The 24,209-nt window shown below is 74.7% G+C and carries 22 protein-coding genes, 1 tRNA gene and 1 pseudogene; 14 read left to right on the forward strand and 10 right to left on the reverse strand.

Annotation, left to right across the window (positions count from 1 at the left end; all coding sequences use genetic code 11):
- Positions 1 to 11: 11 nt before the first annotated feature.
- Positions 12 to 1,424, reverse strand: coding sequence for an alkaline phosphatase PhoX (locus I8N68_RS10995; protein WP_200209789.1), 1,413 nt, complete (start codon positions 1,422 to 1,424; stop codon positions 12 to 14).
- A gap of 192 nt (positions 1,425 to 1,616) precedes the next feature.
- Here I8N68_RS10995 and I8N68_RS11000 point away from each other — a divergent pair, with 192 nt between their 5' ends.
- The gene (locus tag I8N68_RS11000) at positions 1,617 to 4,175 is read left to right on the forward strand and encodes an FtsK/SpoIIIE domain-containing protein (RefSeq protein ID WP_200209790.1); all 2,559 of its coding nucleotides are present in this window, start codon (positions 1,617 to 1,619) and stop codon (positions 4,173 to 4,175) included.
- Positions 4,172 to 5,125 carry a hypothetical protein gene (locus tag I8N68_RS11005; protein WP_234039327.1) on the forward strand — a complete coding sequence of 318 codons (954 nt, stop codon included), beginning with the start codon at positions 4,172 to 4,174 and terminating at the stop codon, positions 5,123 to 5,125. Before I8N68_RS11000 ends, I8N68_RS11005 begins: the two co-directional genes overlap by 4 nt.
- Here I8N68_RS11005 and I8N68_RS11010 read toward each other — a convergent pair.
- A complete protein-coding gene (locus I8N68_RS11010) occupies positions 5,086 to 6,108 on the reverse strand; it encodes an FAD-dependent oxidoreductase (protein WP_200209791.1) in 1,023 nt (340 codons plus the stop codon). The two genes, I8N68_RS11005 and I8N68_RS11010, sit on opposite strands and share 40 nt — an antisense overlap.
- 177 nt (positions 6,109 to 6,285) lie before the next feature.
- Between I8N68_RS11010 and I8N68_RS33885 the strand changes: the two genes are divergently transcribed.
- Together I8N68_RS33885 and I8N68_RS33890 are read left to right on the forward strand one after the other, a co-directional pair.
- Positions 6,286 to 6,417, forward strand: a complete 132-nt coding sequence (locus I8N68_RS33885; protein WP_307812761.1) for a type 2 periplasmic-binding domain-containing protein — start codon at positions 6,286 to 6,288, stop codon at positions 6,415 to 6,417.
- 86 nt (positions 6,418 to 6,503) lie between these two features.
- A complete protein-coding gene (locus I8N68_RS33890; protein WP_200209792.1) occupies positions 6,504 to 6,767 on the forward strand; it encodes a DUF6244 family protein in 264 nt (87 codons plus the stop codon).
- 65 nt (positions 6,768 to 6,832) lie between these two features.
- Here the strand turns inward: I8N68_RS33890 and I8N68_RS11020 are convergent, their stop codons facing one another.
- Positions 6,833 to 8,299, reverse strand: a complete 1,467-nt coding sequence (locus tag I8N68_RS11020) for an MFS transporter (RefSeq protein WP_307812763.1) — start codon at positions 8,297 to 8,299, stop codon at positions 6,833 to 6,835.
- Between the two features lie 207 nt (positions 8,300 to 8,506).
- Here I8N68_RS11020 and I8N68_RS11025 point away from each other — a divergent pair, with 207 nt between their 5' ends.
- Together I8N68_RS11025 and I8N68_RS11030 are read left to right on the forward strand one after the other, a co-directional pair.
- Positions 8,507 to 9,085, forward strand: coding sequence for a TetR/AcrR family transcriptional regulator (locus I8N68_RS11025; protein ID WP_200209793.1), 579 nt, complete (start codon positions 8,507 to 8,509; stop codon positions 9,083 to 9,085).
- Positions 9,086 to 9,305: 220 nt separating this feature from the next.
- Positions 9,306 to 10,118: a lipase family alpha/beta hydrolase gene (locus I8N68_RS11030; RefSeq protein ID WP_200209794.1), complete on the forward strand. Its 813-nt coding sequence runs from the start codon at positions 9,306 to 9,308 to the stop codon at positions 10,116 to 10,118.
- A gap of 40 nt (positions 10,119 to 10,158) precedes the next feature.
- Here the strand turns inward: I8N68_RS11030 and I8N68_RS34470 are convergent.
- Both I8N68_RS34470 and I8N68_RS11040 read right to left on the reverse strand, forming a co-directional pair.
- Positions 10,159 to 10,504, reverse strand: a pseudogene (locus tag I8N68_RS34470) (GMC oxidoreductase); the annotation flags it as partial.
- Positions 10,505 to 10,530: 26 nt separating this feature from the next.
- Positions 10,531 to 11,403: an aldo/keto reductase gene (locus tag I8N68_RS11040; protein ID WP_200209796.1), complete on the reverse strand. Its 873-nt coding sequence runs from the start codon at positions 11,401 to 11,403 to the stop codon at positions 10,531 to 10,533.
- Positions 11,404 to 11,646: 243 nt separating this feature from the next.
- On the opposite strand from I8N68_RS11040, the gene I8N68_RS11045 reads away from it, so the two are divergent.
- From I8N68_RS11045 to I8N68_RS11065, 5 genes are all read left to right on the forward strand, one after another.
- Positions 11,647 to 12,012 carry a YciI family protein gene (locus I8N68_RS11045; protein WP_200209797.1) on the forward strand — a complete coding sequence of 122 codons (366 nt, stop codon included), beginning with the start codon at positions 11,647 to 11,649 and terminating at the stop codon, positions 12,010 to 12,012.
- A 367-nt stretch (positions 12,013 to 12,379) separates the two neighbouring features.
- Positions 12,380 to 13,828, forward strand: a complete 1,449-nt coding sequence (gene pyk / locus I8N68_RS11050) for a pyruvate kinase (RefSeq protein ID WP_200209798.1) — start codon at positions 12,380 to 12,382, stop codon at positions 13,826 to 13,828.
- Complete coding sequence (locus I8N68_RS11055) at positions 13,825 to 14,706, forward strand: acyl-CoA thioesterase (RefSeq protein ID WP_200209799.1); 882 nt, start codon at positions 13,825 to 13,827, stop codon at positions 14,704 to 14,706. Before pyk ends, I8N68_RS11055 begins: the two co-directional genes overlap by 4 nt.
- A 78-nt stretch (positions 14,707 to 14,784) precedes the next feature.
- Positions 14,785 to 15,255 (forward strand): RrF2 family transcriptional regulator, encoded by a 471-nt coding sequence (locus I8N68_RS11060; protein ID WP_200209800.1) that lies wholly within the window; start codon positions 14,785 to 14,787, stop codon positions 15,253 to 15,255.
- Positions 15,256 to 15,505: 250 nt separating this feature from the next.
- Complete coding sequence (locus I8N68_RS11065) at positions 15,506 to 16,495, forward strand: sulfite exporter TauE/SafE family protein (protein WP_200209801.1); 990 nt, start codon at positions 15,506 to 15,508, stop codon at positions 16,493 to 16,495.
- A gap of 42 nt (positions 16,496 to 16,537) precedes the next feature.
- Here the strand turns inward: I8N68_RS11065 and I8N68_RS11070 are convergent, their stop codons facing one another.
- The 3 genes from I8N68_RS11070 to I8N68_RS11080 form a co-directional block, all read right to left on the reverse strand.
- Positions 16,538 to 17,971, reverse strand: a complete 1,434-nt coding sequence (locus I8N68_RS11070; RefSeq protein WP_234039328.1) for a pyridoxal-dependent decarboxylase — start codon at positions 17,969 to 17,971, stop codon at positions 16,538 to 16,540.
- Positions 17,972 to 18,249: 278 nt separating this feature from the next.
- Positions 18,250 to 19,260, reverse strand: coding sequence for an LLM class flavin-dependent oxidoreductase (locus I8N68_RS11075; protein WP_307812765.1), 1,011 nt, complete (start codon positions 19,258 to 19,260; stop codon positions 18,250 to 18,252).
- Positions 19,261 to 19,332: 72 nt separating this feature from the next.
- Positions 19,333 to 19,812: an Lrp/AsnC family transcriptional regulator gene (locus I8N68_RS11080; protein ID WP_200209803.1), complete on the reverse strand. Its 480-nt coding sequence runs from the start codon at positions 19,810 to 19,812 to the stop codon at positions 19,333 to 19,335.
- A gap of 102 nt (positions 19,813 to 19,914) precedes the next feature.
- Between I8N68_RS11080 and I8N68_RS11085 the strand changes: the two genes are divergently transcribed.
- On the forward strand, positions 19,915 to 21,072 hold the full coding sequence (locus I8N68_RS11085; RefSeq protein ID WP_200209804.1) for a trans-sulfuration enzyme family protein: 1,158 nt from the start codon (positions 19,915 to 19,917) through the stop codon (positions 21,070 to 21,072).
- Positions 21,073 to 21,130: 58 nt separating this feature from the next.
- Here the strand turns inward: I8N68_RS11085 and I8N68_RS11090 are convergent, their stop codons facing one another.
- Both I8N68_RS11090 and I8N68_RS11095 read right to left on the reverse strand, forming a co-directional pair.
- The gene (locus tag I8N68_RS11090) at positions 21,131 to 21,865 is read right to left on the reverse strand and encodes a transcriptional regulator (RefSeq protein WP_234039329.1); all 735 of its coding nucleotides are present in this window, start codon (positions 21,863 to 21,865) and stop codon (positions 21,131 to 21,133) included.
- A 50-nt stretch (positions 21,866 to 21,915) separates the two neighbouring features.
- A tRNA-Leu gene (locus tag I8N68_RS11095) sits at positions 21,916 to 21,989 on the reverse strand.
- Between the two features lie 93 nt (positions 21,990 to 22,082).
- On the opposite strand from I8N68_RS11095, the gene I8N68_RS11100 reads away from it, so the two are divergent.
- Both I8N68_RS11100 and I8N68_RS11105 read left to right on the forward strand, forming a co-directional pair.
- Positions 22,083 to 22,703 (forward strand): ANTAR domain-containing response regulator, encoded by a 621-nt coding sequence (locus I8N68_RS11100; RefSeq protein WP_109801938.1) that lies wholly within the window; start codon positions 22,083 to 22,085, stop codon positions 22,701 to 22,703.
- A gap of 126 nt (positions 22,704 to 22,829) precedes the next feature.
- Positions 22,830 to 23,999 (forward strand): hypothetical protein, encoded by a 1,170-nt coding sequence (locus I8N68_RS11105; protein ID WP_200209806.1) that lies wholly within the window; start codon positions 22,830 to 22,832, stop codon positions 23,997 to 23,999.
- Positions 24,000 to 24,209: the final 210 nt, after the last annotated feature.

A 24,209-nucleotide genomic window follows, 5' to 3' on the forward strand; every position in this document is an offset into this window, starting at 1 on the left:
GTCAGGGCTGGTCAGACGTCCGCGTCGCTCGGCCGGCCCCACGGGCCGGTGATCGCGAAGACGTAACCCGGGGACTGGATGTTGGCGAACAGGATCGTCCCGTCCGCGCTGAACGTCGGGCCGGTGAACTCGCTGTCGTTGAGCTCGTTGCGGGCCAGCGGGTACGCCTTGCCCTGCGCGGTCACCCCGACCAGGTGGGACACGCCCTCGCCGTCCTCGGCCAGGATCACCCCGCCGTACGGGGAGACGGTGATGTTGTCCGGTCCGTCGAAGTTCCCGGCGTCGGCGTCCGGGTCCTGGTTCACCCCGAAGATGGTCTTCAGGGTGACCGTCTCGGTGCGCGGGTCGTAGAACCACACCTGGCCGTCGTGCTCGTTGGTGCTGCCGTCGGAGAGCCGGGCGAAGCTGGCCACGAAGTAGGCACCGCCGTCGGCCCACCAGGCGCCCTCCAGCTTGCGGCTGCGGGTCACCTGCTCGTCGGTGAACTGCTTGCGCACCGACACGGTCTTCGCGTCCCGGTCCGGCACGTCGACCCACTCCACCTTGTACCGGGTGCCCGGGGTGGTGGCCGCGGACAGGTCGGCGACGTGCTGGCTGCCCAGGTAGCAGCTCATCGCCTGGAGGCGGCCGACGGTGTCGCCGTCGGGGCGCTCGGCCAGCGCCCGCAGCGCGCCCTTGCCGCCGCGGAAGCCGTCCGGCGGCGTCCACCGGAAGTACAGGCCGTTCGGCCCGCCGGCGTCCTCGGTCAGGAAGATCGCGTGGGTGTACGGGTCGACCGCGACCGCCTCGTGCGAGTAGCGGCCGAGGAACTTCAGCGCCACCGGGTTCTGGTTGGCGGCCCGGTCGTGCGGGTCGACCTCGAAGACGTAGCCGTGGTCCTTGAGGAACACCCCGCCGGCCCGTTGCTCGGTCTCCTCGGCGGTGAGCCAGGTGCCCCACGGGGTGATGCCGCCGGCGCAGTTGTTGTGCGTGCCGGCCACGCTGACGTACTCGCGCAGCCGCCGGCCGTGCTGGTCCACCTCGATGGTGGTGGTGCCGCCGCGGGCGCCCGGGTCGTAGGTGAGCCCGGCCAGCGCCGGCACCGCGTACGGCTCGCTGCCGCCGATCTCGTGGTTGTTGACCAGCACCGAGCCCTCCCGGCCGCGGAAGCAGCCGGTGCCGTCGGCGTCGCTCGGGGTCGGCTGGCCGGACTCGAGCAGCGTCGCGCCGGCCTGCGCCACGATGGTGTACGAGAAGCCGGGCGGCAGGGCCAGCAGACCCGCCGGGTCGGGCACCAGTTCGCCGTAGCCGACCGCCGGACGGGTGGCGGCGCGGGCGCTCGCCGGTCCCGCGATCGCTTCCAGGTTGCCGGCCACCACGATGCCGAGGCCGCCGGCCGCGCCGCCGCGCAGCACGGCGCGGCGGGAGATGGGGGAGGAGGTCACGTCGTTGCCTTTCCTGTTCGCCATTGGTTCCGTGAGCAGGCAAGTCGGGCCAGGCCAACGCCGCCGTCGTGGGCGGCGGCGGCCAGGTGAACACTCGGCCAACCTCCGGTGCGCCGCGTACTGTGCCGGCCCGGTGCGCGTCCGTTAGGGTTCCCCTCGATCGTGGACGGCGGCGGCGGCGGGGGGCAGAGGGTGGGCAGGCTCGCGGCGGCGTACGGGCAGGCGGTCGCCGCCCACCGGGAGGCCGTACGCCGCTGGGAGAACGCCCGGCGGTCCCTCGCCGCGGCCGGGCCGTCCGCCCCCGACAACGCGGAGCTGGTCGCCCGGCTGGCCCGGGTCGGCGCCGACCTGGCCGGCCCGCCGCCCGGCACCGCCGACCTGAGGGCCGCCCCGGTGCCGGTCCGCGTCGGCGAGGCCACCACCCTGGACGGTGGCTTCCCGGTGCTGCTGCCGCTGGGCGGCGGCGCCCACCTCGCGATCGACGGCGACGCCCGCGACCCCCGGGTCGGCGAGCTGCTGCGGGCCGTGGTCGTGCGGCTGCTCGCCGCCGCCCCGGCCGGCGCGGTCCGGGTCGCCGGGATCGACCCGGTCGCCTTCGGGGCCGCGTTCCTGCCGTTGCGCCCGCTGCTCGACGCCGGGGTGCTCGCCCCGGCGGCCACCACCGCCGCCGACGTGGCCGCCCTGCTCGACCAGGCGGAGCGGCACGCCCGGGCGGCCCAGCACGCCGGCCCGGCCGGCCGGGAGCTGCTGCTGCTGGTCGCCGCGTCCGCGCCGCCGGCCCGGGAGCTGGCCCGGCTCGCCGCGCTCACCCACGCCGGCCCGGCCGCCGCGGTGTGCGTGCTGCTCGCCGGTTACCGGCCGGCCGGCCCGGGTGACGCCCCGCCGCCGCTGGGCGCGACCACCCAGCTCCGCCTCAACGAGCGGTACGCGCTGGTGGGCGACCCGCCCGGGCAGCCGTTCAGCGCCGACGGCACCGGGCTGGCCGCCCCGGTCCTGCTCGACGGGGATCCGCCGGCCGGATCGGTCGCCGCGCTCGGCGCGCGGCTCGCCGCCGCCACCCGCCGCGCCGAGACGCCGCGCTTCACCGACCTGCTGCCGGCGAGACGCTGGGCGGAGCCGGCCGGTGCCGGGCTACGGGCGGTGCTCGGCCGCGCCGGGCGGGACGAGGTGGCCGTGGCCTTCGACGACGCCACCCCGCACTGGCTGGTCGGGGGGCGTACCGGGGCGGGCAAGACGGTGTTCCTGCTCGACGTGCTCTACGGGCTGGCCGCCCGGTACTCCCCGGCGGACCTCCAGCTCCTCCTGCTCGACTTCAAGGAGGGGGTGAGCTTCACCGAGTTCGTCCCGACCGAGCGCGACCCGTCCTGGCTGCCGCACGCCCGCGCGGTCGGCATCGAGTCCGACCGGGAGTACGGGGTGGCCGTGTTGCGGGAGCTGCGCGCGGAGCTGACCCGGCGGGCCGGCGTCCTGAAGCGGCACGGCGTGACCAAGCTCGCCGACCTGTCCCCGGCGGACCGTCCGCCCCGGATCGTCACCGTGGTCGACGAGTTCCACGTGCTCTTCGCCGGCAACGACGCCCTCGCCCGGCAGGCCGTCGACCTGCTGGAGGAGCTGGCCCGCAAGGGCCGCTCGTACGGCCTGCACCTGGTGCTGGCCAGCCAGAGCATGACCGGGATCGAGGCGCTCTACGGCCGGGCCGAGGCGATCTTCGGCCAGTTCCCGCTCCGGGTGGCGCTGCCCGGCGGAGGCGGCGTGCTCGACCCGCTGAACGACGCGGCGAAGGCCCTGCCGATCGGCTCGGCCGTGGTCAACGCCGCCGGTGGCGCGCCGGGCGCGAACACCGTGGTCCGCTTCCCGGACGCGCACGCCGCCGCTGCGGACCTGGCCACGCTGCGCCACGAGCTGTGGGCAGCGCGGCCGGCGGGCGCGCCGCCACCCGCGGTCTTCCGCGGGTACGAGACGCCTCGGTTGACCGACGACGCGGCGTGGGCCGGGCTGCGGCCGGGCGCCGACCCGCCGCTCGCCCTGCTCGGCCGGGCGGTCGACGTGGCCGGCAGCGCCGCCGGGTTCACCCTGGACGCCACCCCCGGCCGGCACCTGGCGGTGGTGGGCACCGCCGCCACCAGCGCCGACGTGGTGCGCTCCGCCGCGCTGAGCCTGGCCCGGCAGCACGCCCCCGGCGACGCGCGCTTCCTGCTCGTGCCGCTGGCCACGGGTACGACCGGAGGGGCCAACGACCTCGCCGTGGAGCTGGCCGCCGCCGGCCACCCCGTCGAACGCCTCGACGGGGCCGGCCTGCGCGAGCGGATCGCCGGGCTCGCCCACGACATCGCCGCCGACGCCGGAACGCTGCCCGGGCCGGCCGGGGCCCCCGGCCGGACCTACCTGGTGGTGTTCGGCATGGACGCCGCCGCCACCGTGCTCGGCGCCACCGACCCGGACACCTTCCGCTCCGGCCACGACGACCTGCGGGCCGTGCTGCGTCACGGGCCCGGCCACGGGGTGCACCTGCTCGGCTGGTGGCGGGGGCTGCGCCGGCTCGCGGACGACCTCGGCGGCGCGCAGCACCGGGACGACACCGCCTGCCTCGTCGCGCTGAACGTGCCCGGCGCCGAACTGGGCCTGCACCTCGGCACGCACGACCTCAGCTACACCCCGCGCGACGGCCGGGCGTTGCTGGTGGACCGGCACGACCACCGGATCCGGCTGATCGTGCCGTTCGTCCACGACGGACCCGATCGGGAGCGGTGACGGTGCCCGGATACGAGGAGTACGCGGGGCTCGCGCGGCAGCTCTCCGCGCAGCGGCGCGACACGGACCGGGACACCGCCGCCGACGCGGACCGGCGACGGGCGCTGCACGCCGCGATCGGCCAGCTCGGCCAGCGGCTCACCGCCCAGGGGCAGCGCCTCGACGAGCTCGGCCGGGCCATCGGCGCCGCCCCGCCGGGCGACGTCACCGCCGGCGCCGTCCGCACCGCCCCGGCCGGCGTCGAACCGACCGCCCCGGCCGGCGTCGAACCAGGGGCTCCCACCGCCCCGGCCGGCGTCGTCCCCTCGGCCCGGACCGGCGTCGAATCGACCGAGCCGGCCGGGACCGTCGTCAGCCCGCGCGGTTTCGGTCCCGCCGGGGCGCCGATCACCGGCGGCGCAGCCGCCGCGCCGGGGCGGCCGGAGGTCGGGGCGTATTCGTGGCCGGCGCCGGACGCGACCGACGCGACCGGCACCACGGTCGGGGGCGCGGCGGACGCCCCCGGGGTGCCGGCCCCCCGCGCGGCGCCGGTCGACCCGGCGGCGGAGCTGACGGCGGCCCGGCAGCTCGCCGATGCCGCGGACCGGCACCGGCAGCAGGCCGAGGCGCTCGCCCACCGGCCGGCGCTGCTGCCGACCTGGTCGCCGCCGGCCCGCGCGGCCGCCGTCTACACGTGCTGCGCGCTCGCCGGGGCGGTGCTGATGCTGGCCATGGTGGTCGCCTCCGGCCTGGAGGTGGTCGGGCTGGGCGCCCTGTACGCCGCGATGTGTGCCGGCCTGCCGGTGGCCTCGTTCGTCGCGGGCTGGCTGGTGCTCGGCCGGTGGGGGCGGCCGGTGCTCGGCGGGACGGGCGCGCCGTCGCGGTTCGTCCCGCTCGGCTTCGTGATCTGCGTCCTGCTGGTGCCGCTGGTCTACTGCGCATACCTGCTGGCGTTCCGCGTGCTGCGCTGAGCCGGGCGGAGCGCGGCCGGCGACTCCGCGTCGTCCAGCGCCAGCCGGGTCACCTCGGCGGCGCAGCCCCACGAGAGGGTCACGCCCGCGCCCCCGTGGCCGTAGGCGTGCACCAGCCGGCGCCCGGGCGCGTCCCCCGGCACCACGGCCACCCGCGGGCCGCCGTGCCGGGCCGGCCGCAGCCCGACCCGCTCGCCGAGCACCGGCGCGGCGGCCAGCTCCGGCACCAGGGCCACGCACCGGCGCCGGATCGCCGCCGAGGTGGCCGGGTCGGGCCGGGTGCCCCACTCGCCCGGCTCGAACGTGCCGCCCAGCACGACGTCGTGCCGGCGCGGATGCACGTAGGTGATCCCCGCCGGGTTCTCCTCGTCCCGGACCGAGGTGGTCAGGCCCGGGTTCGCCACCAGCACAAGCTGTCCCCGCGCCGGGTGCACGGCCGGGTCGTCGGCGAGCCGGCCGGCGGCCAGCCCGGTGGCGTTGACCACCGTCGGGGCCAGCGCGAAGCCGTCGGTGAGCCGGTCCAGCCGGCCGCGCAGCAGCCGCCCGCCGGCGCTGGCGAACCGCTCCCGCAGCCAGCTCAGGTACGGCAGCATTTCCACGGTGGGCGCGGTGAACCGCAGCTCCGTCGCGTACGGGCCGGCGCCCACCCGGGCGACCAGATCACCGGTCGCCGCCGCCCACCAGGGTGGACCGTCCCACCGGCGGCGCAGCAGCATCCGGGTCGGCCGAGCCACCACCCCGGGCACGCCCGACGCGGCCTGCCGGCCGAGCTCCGTGTGGGTCTCCCGGGCCCAGCGCAGCACCCGCGGGTCCTCCTCGGTGTGGCTCGGGTACCAGACGGCGGCGGCCACCGCCGACACCGTGTCCGGCGGGTCGTCGGCGGCCAACAGGGTCACCCGCGCGCCCCGTTCTCGCAGCCGCACCGCCGCCGTCAAGCCGATGATCCCGCCACCGACCACCACCACGTCCGCCCGACCTGTCATGGTCCGCCCTCCCCGGCCGGCCGCCCGCGCGGGCGGCTGGACTCCGATCGTCTCGCCGGCGGGGTGGCGCGGTCCAGGACCGGATCGACCGGTGGCGATAAGTCGCGCTTATGATGGCGGCATGGCGATGGACCCGCCGGCTGCTCGCCAAGGTGGACGCCGCCACCGCGCGGATCCGTGACGGTGCCCGGGGTACGCCTGCGCCGGTTCACCGCTCCCCTCCCGACCGTCGACATCGGACTGGCCTGGCGCCGGGGCACCACCAACCCCGCCGTGCGCCGGCTCGCCGCGTTGCTCGCCGCCGGCTGACGGGTGCCGGCCGGGGCCGTTCCGTGTCAGGATCGCCTCGCCGGCCCCGGCGTACCGGCCGGGGCGGTTGCACCAGGGGAGGGCGTGTGAGCGCGGCGCAGATCATGGCGAGGCTGGCGGCGGCGGCCCAGAAGCTGGACGAGGCGAAGGCCAAGACGGCCGCCGCGGCGCAGGACGCCGCCGAGGCCCGGGCACTGGTCGCCGGCGCCCTCGAGGGCGTGGCGGCTGGTCCGCTGATCGGCGTGATCGACGCCTACCGGCAGGCCCTCGCCCACGCGGCGCAGGGCGGGGAACCGGCGAAGCAGCACGTTCAGGAGACCATTGCCAGGGTCCAGGCGCTGGGTACCTGACTGACCCTGCGGCCCCCCGAGCGCCCGCCCCCGCGGCCCGCCCCGCGGCCCGCCCCGCGGCCCGCTCAGCGGGTCGCGGGGACGGCGACGAGGTCAACCGGCTCCGGGACGTCGCCCCGCACCGGCGCCACCGCCCGCCGGCGCTGCCCCGCCCGCCGGCCGGACGGGACGGCCAGCGCCGCGAGGGCGGCGGCCAGCGCGAGGCCGGTGAGGAGCAGGAAGCCCATGGTGAAGCCGGCTTCCCGGGGCAGGCCGTTCGCCTGCGGGTGGGCGGTGATCACGCCGCTGACCACGGCGGCGCCGATCGCACCGCCGATGGTGCGGATGTTGGCGTTCATGCCGGTCGCCACGCCGGTCTGCCGGGCCGGCACGCTGCCCACGATCAGGTTGGCCATCGAAGCGAACGCCAGCCCGATGCCGAGGCCCACGAGAGCACCGGCGACGGCGATCTCCAGGCGGGTGTCGTGCGCGACCGCCAGCATCGCCGAGGCGAGCACGTTGAACGCGGCGCCGGTGGCGAGCTGCGCCTTGGCGCTGAACCGGGACTCCAGCCGACCGGCGAGGATGCCCGCAACGAACATGGCGACCAGCATCGGCAGCATCAGCAGTCCGGCCTGGGTGATGCTGGCGCCGAAGCCGTAGCCGGCAACGACCGGGGTCTGCACGAACTGCGGCAGGAAGGCGTACACGGAGAACATCGACGCGCCGTAGAGCAGGGCGACCAGGTTCGTCGTCCAGACCCCGGGCAGGCGCATCATCCGCATGTCGATCAGCGGGTTGGTGGAGCGGAGCTCGGCGACCAGCCAGCCGGCCAGCAGCACCGCCGCCAGGGCGAGCAGGCCGAGCACCCGGCCCGAGGTCCAGCCCCAGGCCGCGCCCTTGCTGATCGGCAGCAGCAGGGCGACCAGCCAGCCGGAGAGCAGGAGGGTGGCCCGCCAGTCGATCCGGCCGGGGGTGCGGACCGGCGACTCGGGTACGACCAGGTGCGCGGCGAGGGCGGTCAGCCCGACGACGACCATCGGGATCCAGAACAGCCACCGGTAGTCGAGCGCGGTGACGATCGGACCGGCCAGCACCACGCCCAGGCCGCCGCCGGCGGCGACGATCGCGGAGATGGCGCCGACGGCGGCGGTCACCCGGGCGGCGGGAAACTCGTCGCGGATGATCCCGAACGACAGCGGGAAGACGGCGCCGCCGACGCCCTGGACGACCCGGGCGGCGATGAGCACGCCGATGCTCGGCGCGGCGGCGGCCAGCAGGCAGCCGAGGGCGAGCGCGGTGAGGGAGACGACCAGCATCCGCTCCTTGCCGACCATGTCCCCGACCCGGCCGAGGATCGGCGTGAAGATCGACGCGGAGAGCAGGTACGCGGTGAGCACCCAGGTCACGGTGTTCTGGGAGGTGTGCAGGTCGTGCTGGATGGTCGGCAGCACCGGGGTGATCAGCGACTGGAGCATCGCGAAGAACCCGGCGCCGGCCGCGAGGACGGAGAAGGTCAGCCGACGCGAGCCGCGCCGGATGGTGAGTGCCACGAATGGTCTCCCGTGTTCGTTGGCGGAAGGAGGTGACGACCGGCGGCGCCGGTCGGTGCGGATCCGGCCGCGCCGCGCGCTCGTCGGCGGCGGGAGGGACCGGGTAGGCTTTCCGGAGGCACGGCTCCGGTAGTTTCCGGAGGGGTGCCTCCGCAAAACTAACGGAGGGTTGCCTCCGGATGCAACCGTGGAGGTGTGACGCGCGTCATGGCCAGCCCTGAACAGGCGCCCGAGGTCTTCGCGCGGCGGCCCAAGCGGGCCGACGCCCGGCGCAACTACGAGGCGCTGGTCGCCGCGGCCCGGGACGTGTTCGCCGAGCGCGGGGCCGCAGCCTCCCTGGAGGAGGTCGCCCGGCGTGCCGGCGTTGGCATCGGCACCCTCTACCGGCACTTCCCCAGCCGGCAGGAACTGCTGGAGGCGGTCTACGTCGACGAGGTGGAGGCGCTCTGCCGCTCCGCCGCCGACCTGGCCGACCGGCCCCCGTGGGACGCCCTGACCGCCTGGCTCAACCGGTTCGTCGGATATGTCGCCACCAAGCGCGCGCTCGCCGAGCAGTTGGTCAACTCCGAGGTCTTCCGCGGGTGCCGGACGGCGATCTACGACGCCGGCGAGCCGATGCTGCGCCGGGCGCAGGAAGCCGGGGTGGCCCGCCCGGACGCCACGTTCGACGACGTGTTGCGGCTGGTCACCGGCCTCACCGGCGCGCAGTTCACCGAGCCGGGTCAGCGGGAGCGGGTGCTCGGCTTCGCCCTGGACGGGCTGCGGCGCCCGGTCGAGCAGCGCTGAGCCCACCCGGCACCCGGCCCGACGCCACGGGATCGGGCGGCGGGGCGCGGTGGTGCCGTCCGCTTTGCCGGTTTGTGCCTTGCGTGCGACTTCAGGTTACCCGCGCGTAACTTTTCATTGACGGCTGTGAAATCGGCCACGCATCATCGTGTCCACGATCGATCGGAACCCCCCACCCACCGTCCCGGTATTCCGGGTGCCTCCCACCGGAGGTGCAGCCATGCTGCTCCGAACGATCCTCGCCACCACCACCACCGTCACCGCCCTGCTGGTCCCGGCCACCGCCGCCCAGGCCAGCCCGCACCGCGTCGCCCCCACCACCAGCGTCGCCACCACCGTCGCCCGCACCGCAGCCAGCGAGGCGACCGTCGCCCGGGCCAACCCCGTCATCGTCGTCGGGGGACTGATCGGCGTCTCCATCGCGTACGAGCCGATCGCCGCCCGGCTGCGCGCCGACGGCTTCCGGGTCTCGTTCTTCCCGCTTCCCGGGCTCGGCTTCGGCGACATCCGCGAGTCCGCCCGCGCCTTCGCCACGCACGTCGACCAGGTCCGAGCCGCCACCGGAGCGGCCAAGGTGGACATCGTGACGCACTCCGAGGGCGGCCTGGTCTCCCGGTGGTACGTCAAGTTCCTGGGCGGCGCCAACGTCATCGATCACTACATCAGCCTGGGCAGCCCCCAGCAGGGCACCTACGCCGCCAACATCCTGAAGTTCATCGGGCTCGGCAGCTGCGCCGGCATCATCGCCTGCCAGCAGATGTCCATCGGCTCCGACTTCCTCGCCGCGCTCAACGGCGGCGAGGACACCCCGGGCCCGGCCCGCTGGACCACCGTCCGGACCTGGCAGGACGAGCTGGTCTGGCCGATCGCCAACGCCTCGCTCGGCGAGGGGGCGACGAACGTCCTGATCCAGGCGTGGTGCCCGCTGCGGGTGGTCGGCCACCTGGGGCTCGTCCTCGACGGCACCGCGTACGGCGTGGTCCGGCAGACCCTCGCCGACGCCCCGATCCGCCCGAACTGCTTCGCGATCTGATCCGCGCCGGCCGGCGGGCGGCCGCGTGTCGCCCGCCGGCTCAGGCGGTGGTGGTCCGGCCGAGGATCAGGGCGGCGGCCCGCCAGGCCAGCGCGGTCACCGGCGCGCTGGTGTAGCCCGAGACCATCACCGGCAGCACCGACGCGTCGACCACGCGGAGCCCGGCCACTCCGCGTACCCGCAGCCGGGAGTCGACGACGTGCTCCTCGTCCGGGCCCATCGCGCAGGTGCCGATGGCGTGGTAGCCGCACCGTACCCAGGCACATCAGGCCCGGCTCCTTCTCCAGCTCAAGCGCCCGGCCGGGCCGTCCGGGGGCCGCCGAGAAGGGCGCCATCAGCAGGTGGGCGTCCGGACGGTCCAGCTCCGGGCGGGACTTGAGGTGGGCCGGGGACGGCGGCCGTCGACCCGGGCTCAGGCGGCCTTGGTCAGCGCCTCGAACTCGTCGTCGGTGAGCTGCACCTCGGCCGCGGCGACGTTCTCCTCCAGGTGCGCCACCGACGACGTACCCGGAATGGGGAGCATGACCGGCGACCGGCGCAACAGCCAGGCGAGCGCGAGCTGCGCGGGCGTCGCGCCGTGCTCGGTGGCGATGGCGTCCAGTGGACCGCCCGGCCGGGCCAGGTTGCCGGTGGCGATCGGGAACCACGGGATGAACGCCAGGTCGTTGCGCGCGCAGTGGTCGAGCACGTCCTCCGCGCCGCGGTCGGCGAGGTTGTAGAGGTTCTGCACCGAGGCGATCGGAGTGATCGCCTGGGCCGCCTCGATCTGCGCCACGGTCACCTCCGAGAGCCCGATGTGCCGGATCTTGCCCTCCTGCTTCAGCAGTGCCAGCTCGCCGAGCTGGTCCGCCAGCGGCACCTGCTGGTCGATCCGGTGCAGCTGGTAGAGCGGAATGCAGTCCAACCCGAGGTGGCGCAGGCTCAGCTCGCACTGCTGGCGCAGGTACTCCGGGCGGCCGAGCGGGCGCCAGTCACCCGGGCCGCCGCGGGTCAGGCCGGCCTTGGTCGCGATGACCAGGTCGTCGGCGTACGGATGCAGCGCCTCCCTGATCAGCAGCTCGCTGACGAAGGGGCCGTAGGAGTCGGCGGTGTCGATGAACGTCACGCCCAGCTCGTACGCCCGGCGGAGCACCCGGAGGGCCTCGGCCGGATCCTTCGGGTCGCCCCACACCCCGGGCCCGGTGAGCTGCATGGCCCCGTAGCCCAGCCGGTCGACCGGGAGGTCGCCGCCGATCCGGTACGTCCCGGCGGCCTTCGCGGGCTGCTTGCCGATGTCGCTCGTCATGCGATCCCCATTCCTGTCCGTCGTCGTCTGCGCTCAGCAATGTTCCCCCGGCCGGCCGGGCGCAACGCAGCGGCGGGGAATGTCCGCGTTTTCGAGCGGCCGGGCGCCGGCCCCGCGGGGGACGAAAGACGCACCGGGTGGGGTACCGGACCGGTGCCGGGGCAGTTGGGCCGAGCGCCGGTTACGGCGGTCCGGCTCGTGCGACGCTGTGCCCGGGTTGGACCGTCCGTCGGGAGGGGCGCCATGCCGGGAACGCCGCAGGTCGACTTCGCGCTCGACACGTACGAGTGCATCGTGCTGTACCCGGGGCCGTCGGGGCGGGCCCTGCCGGAGGAGACGGTGCAACGGCTGCAGGCCGAGCACCTCCAGCACATCCGGGCGCTGCACCGGCGGGGCATCATCCTGATCGACGGCGCGGTGGACGGACCGGCGCGCGAGCCGGACCCACCGATCGGCTTCGGGCTGGCCCGGACCGGTTCGGTGGACGACGTCCGCAGCGTGATGGAGGTCGACCCGGCGGTGCAGGCCGGCCTCTACCGGGTGGACGTGCTGACCTTCCTCTGCCCGGCCGGCTCGCTGGAGTTCCCGCTCGCCAAGACGCAGAGCTGAGGCGAGCGGTAACCCGGCACCGGTCGCCCGCACCCGGCCGGCGTCACGATCCGCGGCTCCGCCGGGTCCGGCGGCCGGCCCCACCGGCGGGCTCGCCGATCGGAAGGTCCCGCCCCGGTCGTGCCGGTCGGCGGGCGCCTCCGGCGGTAGGCGGCCGGCACGGGGCGAACTCCAGGAGCGCCCCAGCGGGAGCAGGGTGGGCGGGCGGTACGATTTCCGCCGCGCGGTCGCCGATGCCCGCCGACACACGACGTTTCCGGTGTGGTTTCCGTCCGCCCGCCGCGCGGGGACCGCGCGCCGTTGGACAAGAGTTCCGCAGTCCGCAAGGGGTCGGCCGGCAGGTCGACCCGGAGGAGAGACTAGCCTGATGGGCGTGACACGCCGCGCGAAGATCGTCTGCACTCTCGGCCCCGCCACCTCGTCCCCGGAGCGCATCCGGGGGCTGGTCGAGGCGGGCATGAACGTGGCGAGGCTCAACTTCAGCCACGGCAGCCACGCCGATCACGAGTCGGTCTACCGGCTGGTCCGTGAGGCGGCCGACGCGGCCGGCCACCCGGTGGCGGTCCTGGCCGACCTGCAGGGCCCGAAGATCCGGCTCGGCAAGTTCGCCGACGGCCCGCACGAGTGGCGCACCGGCGACTCCGTCGTGATCACCGGCGACGACATCATCGGCACCAAGGAGCGGGTCTCCTGCACCTACCGCAAGCTGCCGCAGGAGGTGAAGCCGGGCGACCGGCTGTTGATCGACGACGGCCGGGTCGCCGTCGAGGTCAGCGACGTCACCGGCAACGACATCCGCGTCCTGGTCACCGAGGGCGGCCCGGTCTCCAACAACAAGGGTGTCTCGCTGCCGAACGTGGCGGTCAGCGTCCCGGCGATGTCGGAGAAGGACGCCGAGGACCTGCGCTTCGCGCTCGGCCTGGGCGTGGACCTGATCGCGCTCTCCTTCGTCCGCTCGGCCGACGACATCAAGCTCGTGCACGGCATCATGGCCGAGGAGGGCGTGCACCGCCCGGTGCTGGCCAAGGTCGAGAAGCCCGAGGCGGTGGACCACCTCGAGGCGATCGTGCTCGCCTTCGACGGCGTGATGGTCGCCCGCGGCGACCTCGGCGTCGAGATGCCGCTGGACCAGGTGCCGCTGGTGCAGAAGCGCGCGGTGCAGCTCTGCCGGGAGAACGCCAAGCCGGTCATCGTGGCCACCCAGATGCTCGACTCGATGATCGAGAATTCCCGGCCGACCCGCGCGGAGGCCTCCGACGTGGCCAACGCGGTGCTCGACGGTGCGGACGCGTTGATGCTCTCCGGCGAGACCAGCGTCGGCAAGTACCCGGTGCTGACCGTGAGCACCATGGCGAAGATCATCACCACCACCGAGGCCGGTTCGATCGGGGTGCCCCGGCTCCAGCACGACCCGCGTACGCACGGTGGCGCCCTCACCGTCGCCGCCTCCTCGATCGCCCGGGCCATCGGCGCCAAGGCGCTGGTCGCCTTCTCGCAGACCGGCGACACCGTCAAGCGGCTGAGCCGGCTGCACTGCGACCTGCCGCTGCTGGCCTTCACCCCGGTCCCCGAGGTGCGCAACCAGCTCGCGCTCTGCTGGGGTGTGGAGACCTTCCTGATGCCGTTCGTCGAGCACACCGACGACATGTTCCGCCAGGTCGACCAGGCGTTGCTCGGCCTCAACCGGGCCAACCCCGGCGACTACGTGGTGATCGTCGCCGGCAGCCCGCCCGGCACCCCGGGCTCCACCAACACGCTGCGGGTGCACCAGCTCGGCTCGCTGGTCGACGCCGCGTCCGCGCGGGCCCTGCAGTGACCGAGCGTCCGGCGGCCGGCCAGGCCGCGGTCGACCAGTTGCTGGAGGTCCTCGACCTCGACCACACCGGCGAGATGACCTTCCGCGGGATGAGCCCGCCGGTCGGCCCGCAGCGGGTGTACGGCGGTCAGGTCGCCGGTCAGGCCCTGGTCGCCGCGGGACGCACCGTCGACCCGGAGCGCTTCGTGCACTCGCTGCACGGCTACTTCGTCCGCCCCGGCGACCCGGTCGAGCCGATCGAGTACCAGGTGGAGAACGTCCGCGACGGCCGCTCCTTCTCGGTACGGCGCTCGGTGGCCCTGCAGCACGACAAGCCGATCTTCTTCATGTCGGCCTCGTTCCAGCGGCAGGAGGAGGGGCTGGACCATCAGGCCCCGACCCCGCCGGACGTGCCGGGCCCGGACGACGTGCCGACGATGGCCGACCGGCTCTCCCGCTACCCCGAGCGGCTGGGCATCTGGGGGCAGATCCCGCGCCCGATCGACGTGCGCTACGTCGGCGAGCCCGGCTGGGTGCGTCCCGGCGACCGACCGGCCGACCCGTACCAGCGGGTGTGGATGCGCATCGACGGCAAGCTGCCCGACGACCCGCTGCTGCACGCCTGCGCCCTGGCGTACGCCTCGGACCTGACCCTGCTCGACTCGGTGCTGTCGGTGCACGGTGAGGTCTGGGGCCCCGGCGGTGTGGTGGGGGCGAGCCTCGACCACGCGCTCTGGTTCCACCGGTCGTTCCGGGCCGACGAGTGGTTCCTGTACGACTGCTGGAGCCCGTCCGCCTCCGGCGCGCGCGGGCTGGCCACCGGCCGGATGTTCACCACCGACGGCCGGCACATCGCCAGCGCGGTGCAGGAGGGGCTGCTCCGCCGGGTCGGCGCCTGACCTTCCGGGTCCGAGCCGTGTCCGATCGGCCGAGGGTCGCCAACCCGGCCGGCTGATCAGCCGACTAACCTTGCCGGCATGCGTCTCTCCGCCCGGGTCGACTATGCCCTCCGCGCGGCGGCCGAGCTGGCCTCGGTCGCCGACGCCACGGCGGCCGGACGCAGCCGACCCGTGACCGCCGAGCAGATCGCCCGCGCCCAGGAGATCCCGCCGAAGTTCCTGGAGAGCATCCTGCTCCAGCTGCGCCGGGGCGGGATCGTGCACGCCCAGCGTGGTCCGGAGGGCGGCTACTGGCTGGCGCGGCCGGCGGCCGAGATCTCCCTCGCCGAGGTGATCCGGGTGATCGACGGCCCGCTGGCGCACGTCCGGGGTCACCGGCCGGAGGAACTGGGTTACCAGGGCGCCGCGCGGGCCCTGCAGGATGTCTGGATCGCCCTGCGGGCCAGCGAGCGGGAGATCCTCGACCTGGTCACCATCGCCGACGTGGCCAGCGGCTCGCTGCCCGGCCGGGTCAACGAACTCGCCGCCGACCCGCGCGCCTGGAGCTGACCGCACCCCGGCCGGTCGGCTGCGGACGGTGGCTTCCCGTGCCGCCCGTGGCGGTGGACGCTCCGGTGCGCGACATGCCGCTCAGTCATATTTGTGCCGCTCAGGTATATCGCTCGCCCGGCACACCGTCGCGGCGGTCTGCCGGGCCGTCCGGTGTGTCCCACCAACCGGATAGGGGACTTGACCGGAGCGCCTCGGTGCCGCATTGTCGACCAAGTTGATAGGAGATGCCGAAAAGTAAGGGGCGCTCGTGCGCAAGCTGGTGATCCTCGCCCTGGTCGGGCTCGCCGCGCAGTTGGTCGACGGCGCGCTCGGCATGGCGTACGGGCTGACCTCGTCCACGCTGCTGCTCTTCGCCGGGGTGGCGCCGGCCGCCGCCTCCGCGTCGGTGCACCTGGCCGAGATCGGCACCACGCTCGCGGCCGGGGTGGCGCACTGGCGGTTCGGCAATGTGGACTGGCGGGTGGTCGGCCGGATCGCCGTGCCAGGCGCGGTCGGCGCGTTCGCCGGCGCCACGTTCCTCAGCTCCATCTCCACCGAGTCCGCCGCACCGTGGATGGCCGCGATCCTGTTCACCCTCGGCGCGTACCTGCTGGTGCGCTTCTCCCGGCCGCTGCGCGCCAACCGGGCCGCCGGTCCGCTGCGTGGCCGGTTCCTCGGCTCACTCGGGCTGGTCGCCGGCTTCGTCGACGCCACCGGCGGGGGAGGCTGGGGGCCGGTCGCCACGCCGGCGCTGCTGGTCTCCGGCCGGATGGAGCCGCGCAAGGTGATCGGCTCCGTGGACACCGCCGAGTTCGTGGTGGCGGGGGCCGCCAGCATCGGCTTCCTGATCGGACTCGGCGCCGAGGGCTTCCTGCTGCCCACCGTGGCGGCGCTGCTGGTCGGCGGCCTGGTCGCCGCGCCGATCGCCGCCTGGCTGGTCCGGATCGTCCCGGCCCAACTGCTCGGCGCCACCATCGGCGGGGTGATCGTGCTGAGCAACGCCCGGACGCTGATCCGCGCCGGCGAACTCGACGGCCCGGTCCCGCCGCTGCTCTACGCCGTGCTCGCCACCGGTTGGCTGGTCGCGCTGGTGCTGGCGGTGCGGGCGCTGCGGCGTACCCGCCGGTCCCGCACCGTCGCCGAAGCGGCGCTCGCCGCCGACCCGGCCCCCGCGTCGCCGGCCGTGGTGGAGCCGGTCGCGCCGATCGAGGCCGGCGCGGAGGAGCCCCGGCGGCTGGCCGCGGCCGTCGAAGGCTGATCGCCCTCGCGGCGCGCCCAGCCGCGATGGTTTGTCCGCGGGTCAGCCGGCCACCAACTCTCCGGCCGCGGCAGCGAGCAGGTTCCAGGCCTCGTCGACGTGGGTCTCGGTGGTCAGCGGCGAGCCGACCGCGAGCCGCAGCGTGTACCGTCCCGCCACCCGGGTGTGCGTCAGGTGCACCCGGCCGGTGTCGTTGACCCGGCGCAGCAGCTCGGCACTCGCCTCGTCACCGGCCCGTAGGCGGAAGCAGACCAGCGAGAACGGGTGCGCGGCGGCCAGCTCGAACCGGTGGTCGGCGGCCACCCGCGCGGCGAAGCGGTCGGCGAGTGCCACCCCGGAGCGGATGTGCGCGCGCAGCCCCTCGACGCCGTACCAGCGGAGCACGAACCAGAGCTTGAGCGCCCGGAACCGCCGGCCCAGCGGCACCTGCCAGTCCCGGTAGTCGAGCACCGCGCCGGACTCGGTGGCCGCGTTGCGGAGAAACTCCGGCATCACCGTGAGCGCCTCGATCAGCTCGCCCCGGTCGGCGACCCAGAACGCGTCGCAGTCGAAGCCGGTGAGCAGCCACTTGTGCGGGTCGAAGCAGTACGAGTCGGCCCCCTCGAGCCCCGCGTGCGACCAGCGCAGCTCCGGGCAGACCGCGGCCGCGCCGGCGTACGCGGCGTCGACGTGCAGCCAGACACCGTACTCGGCGCAGATCGCGCCGATCTCCGGCAGCGGGTCGACCGCGGTGGTGGACGTGGTGCCGATGGTGGCCACCACGATCGCCGGAATCACCCCGGCCGCCCGGTCGGCCTCGATCGCCGCCCGCAGCGCCGCAGGTTCCATCGCCTGGGTGCCCGGGTCCACGTCGATCGGCCGGACGCCGTCGGCGCCCAGCCCGGCGATCCGGGCGGCCTTCTCGATCGAGGAGTGCCCCTGGGTGGACGTGTACGCCCGGTACCGGCGGTCGATCCCGTCCACCCGCCAGCGGCCCTTGCTCGCCCGGTGCAGCGCGGCGAGGGTGGCGACCAGCGTGGCCGAGGAGGCCGAGTCCTGGATCACCCCGCCGCCCGGGCCGGTGGAGCGGAAGCGCTCCGGCAGGTCGAGCAGCCCGGCCAGCCAGTCCAGCGTCACCGTCTCCAGCTCCGTGCAGGCCGGCCCGGTCGCCCAGAGCATGCCCTGCACGCCGAGGCCGGAGCTGACCAGGTCACCGAGCACGCTCGGGCCGGAGGTGTTGGCGGGGAAGTAGCCGAAGAAGCCCGGATGCTGCCAGTGGGTCAACCGGGGTGCGATGAGGCTGTCCAGGTCGGCCAGCACCGCCTCGACCGGCTCGCCCCGCTCGGTCGGGCCGGTCGGCAGCGCGGCCGTCACCGCGCCCGGCGGGTCCTGCGAGGTCACCGGGCGCTGCCCCAGCGTGGCCCAGTAGTCCGCGATCCAGTCGACCACCGCGTAGCCGGCGCGCCGGAACTCCTCGGGGTCCATGTGCTCAGCCATGCCGAGAGTCGATCAGGTGACCCGGCGCGGATCAAGAGGCAGGACGGTGGTGCGGCGACGGCATGGGCCCGCCGCGCACGCCGAACATCCGCCTGCGCCGAATCCGGCCCGAAACGCAGGCACCGGGCCGCCGACCGCGGAATCCGCACAATCGGCGACCCGGTGCACCACACCGCAGCACCCCCGACCCGTCCCGACCGGGAATGCCGTACCACCACCGGTCACAAAGCTAGGGGTGCCCGGCGACGGCCGGGTGACGTCGCCATGAAGACCGTGTTTCAGCCGTTGCGTCGCAGGCCGCCGGCCACCTGCTCGGCGACCAGCTCGAACGACCGCACCCGGTCGGCCACGTCGTACACCATCGTGGTCAGCATCAGCTCGTCCGCGCCGGTGCGCGCCAGCAGCTCCTCCAGCTGCCGGCTCACCGTCTCCGGCGAGCCCATCGCCTGACCCGCCCGGCGCTGCCGGACGAAGTCGCGCTCCAGCTCGTCGTACGGGTACGCCGCCGCCTCCTCCGGGCTGGCCAGGGGCTCGGGGCGACCGGAGCGCAGCTTCAGGAACGACAGCGAGCTCGGCCCGGCCAGCCACTCCGCCCGCTCGTCGCTCTCCGCGCAGACCACGTTCACCGCCACCATCGCGTACGGCTGCTCCAGCCAGCGCGACGGCCGGAAGCTCTGCCGGTAGAGCTGCAACGCGGGCACGGTGTTCTGGGCGCTGAAGTGGTGCGCGAAGGAGAACGGCAGCCCGAGCAGCCCAGCGAGCTGGGCACTGAACCCGCTCGATCCGAGCAGCCACACCGCGGGGGACTGGCCACGCCCCGGAGTGGCCGTGATTGGCCCCGGCTCCTCGCCGCTGAAGTAGTTCATCAGGTCCGCCAGCTCCCGGGGGAAGCCCTCGGCCGACAGCCCTTCCACCGTCCGGCGCAGCGCCAGGGCGGTCACCTGGTCGGTGCCCGGCGCGCGGCCGATGCCCAGGTCGATCCGGCCCGGGTGCAGCGCCTCCAGGGTGCCGAACTGCTCGGCCACCACCAGTGGCGCGTGGTTGGGCAGCATCACCCCGCCCGAGCCCAGGCGGATGGTCGAGGTGTGCGCCGCCAGGTGGGCGAGCAGCACCGCCGGCGCGGAACTGGCGATCGCCGGCATGTTGTGATGTTCGGCCACCCAGAACCGGCGGTAGCCGAGCTCCTCGGTCCGGCGGGCCAGCTCGGTGGTGTGTCGCAGCGCCTCGCCGGGGGTCGCCCCGCGGGCGACCGGGGCAAGATCAAGAACAGCCAACGGTACGTCGATCACGGTGCACACCAACCCGCCAGCCGCCGGATTTGTTCCCCTCGCCGGGTACGTCACACGGCCTCGGCATCCAACTCAGCCCAAGCCGCGCGCCTGCTCGAAGATCAGACTGGTCTGGGTGTGCTGCACCGCCGGGTCCACCGCCAGGTGGTCCAGCACGAAGTCCCGCAGCGCGTCCCCGGAGGCAGCCCGCACGTGCAGCACGTAGTCCTCCGCGCCGGCCACGTGGAACACCGACACCACCCCCGGCAGCCGCACCGACCGGGCCCGGAACGCGTCCACCACCGCCCGTTCGTGCGCGGTCAGCCGCACCGACACCAGGGCCTGCAACGGCAGTCCCACCGCGGCCGGATCGACCTCGGCGTGGAAGCCGCGGATCGCCCCGCACTCGCGCAGCGACCGGGTCCGGGTCAGGCAGGTGGAGGGCGCCACCCCCACCCGCTCGGCGAGGGCGTTGTTCGGCAGCCGGCCGTCGGCGGCCAACTCGGTCAGGATCGCGCGGTCGACGTCGTCCAAGGCCGTGAACGGCCGCACATCGTTCGGTGCAACGGGCATGCGAGCATCCTCCACCGAATCGGCGAGCGTTGGAAGAGCCAGTGACAGAATCTTCTTCGTAGCTATTGCCCCCAACTGCGCTGATGTTCGACCCTTCCGGTCATGACAGCCGTGGACACCAGAGCCGTGCACGCCGGGCGCGACGACCTCGCCGGTCTCGGCGTCCACGTACCGCCGATCGACCTCTCCACCACCAACCCGCTGCCCTCAGTCGACGAGGGCGGCGACGCGTACGAGACCCTCGCCACCGGCGGCACCCTCCCCGCCGGCGGCAGCGCCGTCTACCAGCGGCTCTGGAACCCCACCGTGGCCCGGTTCGAGACCGCCCTCGCCGAACTCGAAGGCACCGCCGCAGCCGTCGCCTTCGCCAGCGGCATGGCCGCCTTCACCGCCGCCCTGCTCGCCGCCACCCGCGACGGGCAACGGCACATCGTCGCCGTCCGCCCCCTCTACGGCGGCACCGACCACGTGCTCGCCACCGGCCTGCTCGGCACCGAGGTCACCTGGGCCCGCCCGGACGAGGTCGCCGCCGCCGTCCGCCCCGACACCGCGCTGGTCATCGTCGAGACCCCGGCCAACCCCACCCTCGACCTGGTCGACATCGCCGCCCTGGCCGAGGCTGCCGGCGACGCGCCCCTGCTGGTCGACAACACCGTCGCCACCCCCGTGCTCCAGCAACCCGCCCGGCACGGCGCCGCGCTCGTGCTGCACAGCGCCACCAAGAGCATCGGCGGCCACGGCGACGTGCTCGCCGGTGTCGTCGCCTGCGACGCCGCATGGGCCGCCCGGCTGCGCCAGGTCCGTGCCGTCACCGGGGCGATCCTGCACCCGCTCGGCGCGTACCTGCTGCACCGGGGCCTGCAGACCCTGCCGCTGCGGGTCCGCGCCCAGCAGGCCGGCGCGGAGAAGCTCGCCGGCTGGCTCGCCGGCCACCCCGCCGTCGAGCGGGTCCACCACCCGTCGGCGCACGACCCGGCCGGGCTGGTCGGCCGGCAGATGTCCGGCACCGGCAGCCTGCTCGCCTTCGAGGTGCGCGGCGGCGCGCCCGCCGCGGCGGCCGTCGCCGGCGCCTGCGAGCTGATCACCCACGCGGTGTCGCTCGGCGGGGTGGACACGCTGATCCAGCATCCGGCGTCGCTGACCCACCGGCCCGTGGCGGGGGAGGCCAAGCCGTGCGGCGGGCTGCTGCGGATCTCCGTCGGACTGGAGGACCCGGAGGACCTGCGCGCGGACCTGGAACGGGCCCTCGGGGTGATCTGACGCCTCGCGGCTGCGGACCCCGGGCGTCTCGCTGCCTGGCTCGGGGCGCTGCCCGGCGTCAGGACTTCGGGCCAACGTGGAAGTCCAGCGCGGCGACCGCGTCCCGCCGCGCGACGGAGAGGGAGTTGCGGCGGTTCATCTTCCACGCGATGCCGAGCTGGTCGAGCGCCCACTGGCAGAGGCCCATGATGTCGGTGGATTCGTTGGTGAACATGTAGCGCGGGTAGACGTACTCTTTACCCCGTGTGGTGACCCGGTTGCTGACCCGGCAGCCGTCGGAGTGGAAGAGTCCGCGTAGGAAGTCGCCGGGGTGGCGCTCGACAATCTCGCGCTGCCAGTCAGTGAGGACGATCCGGCGCTCGTGCTTCTTGCCCGGGCCGTGTTGCGGCAACAGACACGGCCAGTGCATCCCGCTGCTTTCGACGGAGACGCATCCTCGCTTCGGGATGCGCTGGACCTTCGCGGCCAGGACGGCGAGCATCGCGTCTGCGCAAGCGTCGATGAGGCCTGGATAGGTGTCGGTGCAGGCGACGCGGAGCACGGGAACTCTCGGTGAGACGGCGAGGTGACCGTCGCCCAGGTAGAGACCGAGCAGATACGAGTAGGCGGCGGGGTCTGTCGGATTGGCGACGTCGGGAGCACAGCGGAAGCAGCGCAGGACGCTGCCAACCTTGATCGGTTGGGGCCGGTCGACGCACCAGTGCCAGACGGTGGTGTAAGGCAGGGACAAGGCTCGCGCTACCGACCGGATGTTCTTCCCGCGCGCCCGATGTTCGCGGGCACGAGCCCGCATGTGGGGTGGATGCACACATGCATCTTCGAACGCCCGTACGACGTTTTCGGTGCCCCCGGTGGGATTCGAACCCACACTTTCGATCTTTTGAGAATCGCGCCTCTGCCGGTTGGGCTACAGGGGCTTCTGTAGTTCGGCCTCACCAGATTACCCACTACGCTAGGGGCGGCGACACCCGGCAGGGCGGGTGTCGGGCTCAAACTGGTGGGAGTGGCTCGTGGCCGAGACGCAGACGGATGCCGAGCGCAGGCGGGTACTGATCGCCGAGGACGAGGCGCTCATCCGGCTGGACCTGGCCGAGATGCTGGTCGAAGAGGGTTACGAGGTGGTCGGCGAGGCCGGTGACGGCGAGACCGCCGTCAAGCTCGCCGAGGAGCTCAAGCCGGACCTGGTCATCCTCGACATCAAGATGCCGATCATGGACGGGCTGGCCGCCGCCGAGCGGATCGCCGGCGCCCGGATCGCCCCGGTGATCATCCTGACCGCGTTCAGCCAGCGGGACCTGGTGGAGCGGGCCCGGGCGGCCGGCGCGATGGCGTACCTGGTCAAGCCGTTCCAGAAGAGCGACCTGGTGCCGGCGGTGGAGATCGCTCTCTCCCGCTATTCGGAGATCGCGGCGCTGGAGGCGGAGGTGGCCGGCCTCACCGACCGGCTGGAGATCCGCAAGACCGTGGAGCGGGCCAAGGGCGCGCTGATGACCACGTACGGGATGACCGAGCCGCAGGCGTTCAAGTGGATCCAGCGCACCGCGATGGACCACCGGATGACCATGAAGGAGGTCGCCGAGCGGATCCTCGCCGAGACCGCCGGCGGCGAGGTGACCCAGCCCGCCTCCTGACCGCCCGCCCTCCGCCCCGGCCGTCGCGGCGCCGTCGGCGCACGTCCTCGCGCCGGCGAGTGGTGGCGGCGAATCCGGCGGGTCGATGGATCCCGTGCCTCGTCGGCGGTCGATACGATCGCGGCCATGCGTGCTCGGCGTTCGCTGGCGGTGCTCGGCCTGACGGCCGTGCTGCTGGCCGGTTGCCGGTCGCCCGGGCACGCCGACCCGGCCCCGGAGCCGGCCCGCCCGGCCTGGCAGCCGGTGACGCTGCCGGTGCCGCCGGGCGCGCCCGGGCGGCTGCTGGTGCGGGACGCGACGGCCTGCGCGGGCCGGTGGTTCGTGGTGGGCGCGGTCGCCGACGCGGTGGGTGGCACCCGCCCGGCGGCGTGGACCAGCATCGACGCCGCCGCCTGGACGGCCCTGCGTCCGGTGCCGCGCAGCCCGTACGGCGCGGAGAACGTGCTGACCGCGGCGGGCTGCCGGGACGGCCGGTTGGCGGCGGTGGGCGGCAAGAGCGGCGGGGTGCACGGCAATCCGCGGATCAGCGCCTGGCGGCAGGGCGCCGACGGGTCGCTGGTGGAGGTGCCGGCCGAGTTCGAGGTGTTCGGCGGGCCGGACGCGGTCAACGTGGGCCGGATCGCGGGCGGCCCGCGGGGTTGGCTGATCACCGGTAACCGGGCCAGCGGGGCGGCGGCCTGGGTCTCCGCGGACGGCACCGATTTCCGGCTGGTCAGCGGGGTGCCGGGGCTGGCCACGGACGCCGCCGGCCGGCCCTGGGCGGCGGACGGCACGGCGACCGCGTCGGGCTGGCTCCTGGTGGGCTCGGTGCTGCCGTCGGGGCGTACCGGCGTGGATCCGGCGGTGTGGAGCTCGCCGGACGGTCGGGTCTGGCGTCGCGCGGCGCTGCCGGCGGCCGGGGTCGACGCGGACCTGCAGCGGGTGGTCCGGGTGGGGGAGCGGACGGTGGCCGTCGGCCGCCGGGGCGACGGCCTGGGCGCCTGGCTGGGCGAGGACGCCGGCTGGCGTGCGGGTGGTGGCTTCGGTGGCGCCGGGACCGACCGGCCGGGCCGGGTCTGGGGGTTGGCCGCGGTGGCCGGCGGCGCGCTCGCGGTGGTGGCCGGCGGGGCGGCGACCGCGGGCTGGTTCTCGGCCGACGGCGTCGGCTGGTCGCCGGTGGTCCTCCCGGTGGCGGTACCGACGGGCAGCGACCGGACGGTGGCGGTGGCCGGCGCGGGGGAGGCGGCCCTGCTGGTGGTGGACGACGGGTCGCGGGCCGCGGTCTGGTCGGCGCGCGGGTCGTGGGGGCCCGGCTGACCCTCCCACCAGCGTGTTTCCGGTCCGTGTCGGATGTCCGATTTTCCCAAGCCGCGGGCGCGTGTGTTACAGCATTTCCGTGAATCCGGCCACTCAACGTAACGGTTAGGTCAACCCCGCTCCGTAGGGCTACCGGCGCGCCGGGCCAGTGGGATAACGTCCCGCCCCAGACCGGGATCGCGGTCGGTCCGGCCATCCCCGCAAGGTCCA

This window comes from Micromonospora coerulea (assembly GCF_016598485.1).
Classification (GTDB): Bacteria; Actinomycetota; Actinomycetes; order Mycobacteriales; family Micromonosporaceae; genus Micromonospora; species Micromonospora coerulea.

What these genes read in the sequence shown, in the direction of transcription:
- I8N68_RS11010 (WP_200209791.1), bottom strand. Translation starts at nt 6,108, where the DNA reads ATGACAGGTCGGGCGGACGTGGTGGTGGTCGGTGGCGGGATCATCGGC.
- I8N68_RS11025 (WP_200209793.1), top strand. Translation starts at nt 8,507, where the DNA reads ATGGCCAGCCCTGAACAGGCGCCCGAGGTCTTCGCGCGGCGGCCCAAG.
- I8N68_RS11030 (WP_200209794.1), top strand. Translation starts at nt 9,306, where the DNA reads ATGCTGCTCCGAACGATCCTCGCCACCACCACCACCGTCACCGCCCTG.
- I8N68_RS11040 (WP_200209796.1), bottom strand. Translation starts at nt 11,403, where the DNA reads ATGACGAGCGACATCGGCAAGCAGCCCGCGAAGGCCGCCGGGACGTAC.
- I8N68_RS11045 (WP_200209797.1), top strand. Translation starts at nt 11,647, where the DNA reads ATGCCGGGAACGCCGCAGGTCGACTTCGCGCTCGACACGTACGAGTGC.
- pyk (WP_200209798.1), top strand. Translation starts at nt 12,380, where the DNA reads ATGGGCGTGACACGCCGCGCGAAGATCGTCTGCACTCTCGGCCCCGCC.
- I8N68_RS11060 (WP_200209800.1), top strand. Translation starts at nt 14,785, where the DNA reads ATGCGTCTCTCCGCCCGGGTCGACTATGCCCTCCGCGCGGCGGCCGAG.
- I8N68_RS11070 (WP_234039328.1), bottom strand. Translation starts at nt 17,971, where the DNA reads ATGGCTGAGCACATGGACCCCGAGGAGTTCCGGCGCGCCGGCTACGCG.
- I8N68_RS11080 (WP_200209803.1), bottom strand. Translation starts at nt 19,812, where the DNA reads ATGCCCGTTGCACCGAACGATGTGCGGCCGTTCACGGCCTTGGACGAC.
- I8N68_RS11085 (WP_200209804.1), top strand. Translation starts at nt 19,915, where the DNA reads ATGACAGCCGTGGACACCAGAGCCGTGCACGCCGGGCGCGACGACCTC.
- I8N68_RS11090 (WP_234039329.1), bottom strand. Translation starts at nt 21,865, where the DNA reads ATGCGGGCTCGTGCCCGCGAACATCGGGCGCGCGGGAAGAACATCCGG.
- I8N68_RS11105 (WP_200209806.1), top strand. Translation starts at nt 22,830, where the DNA reads ATGCGTGCTCGGCGTTCGCTGGCGGTGCTCGGCCTGACGGCCGTGCTG.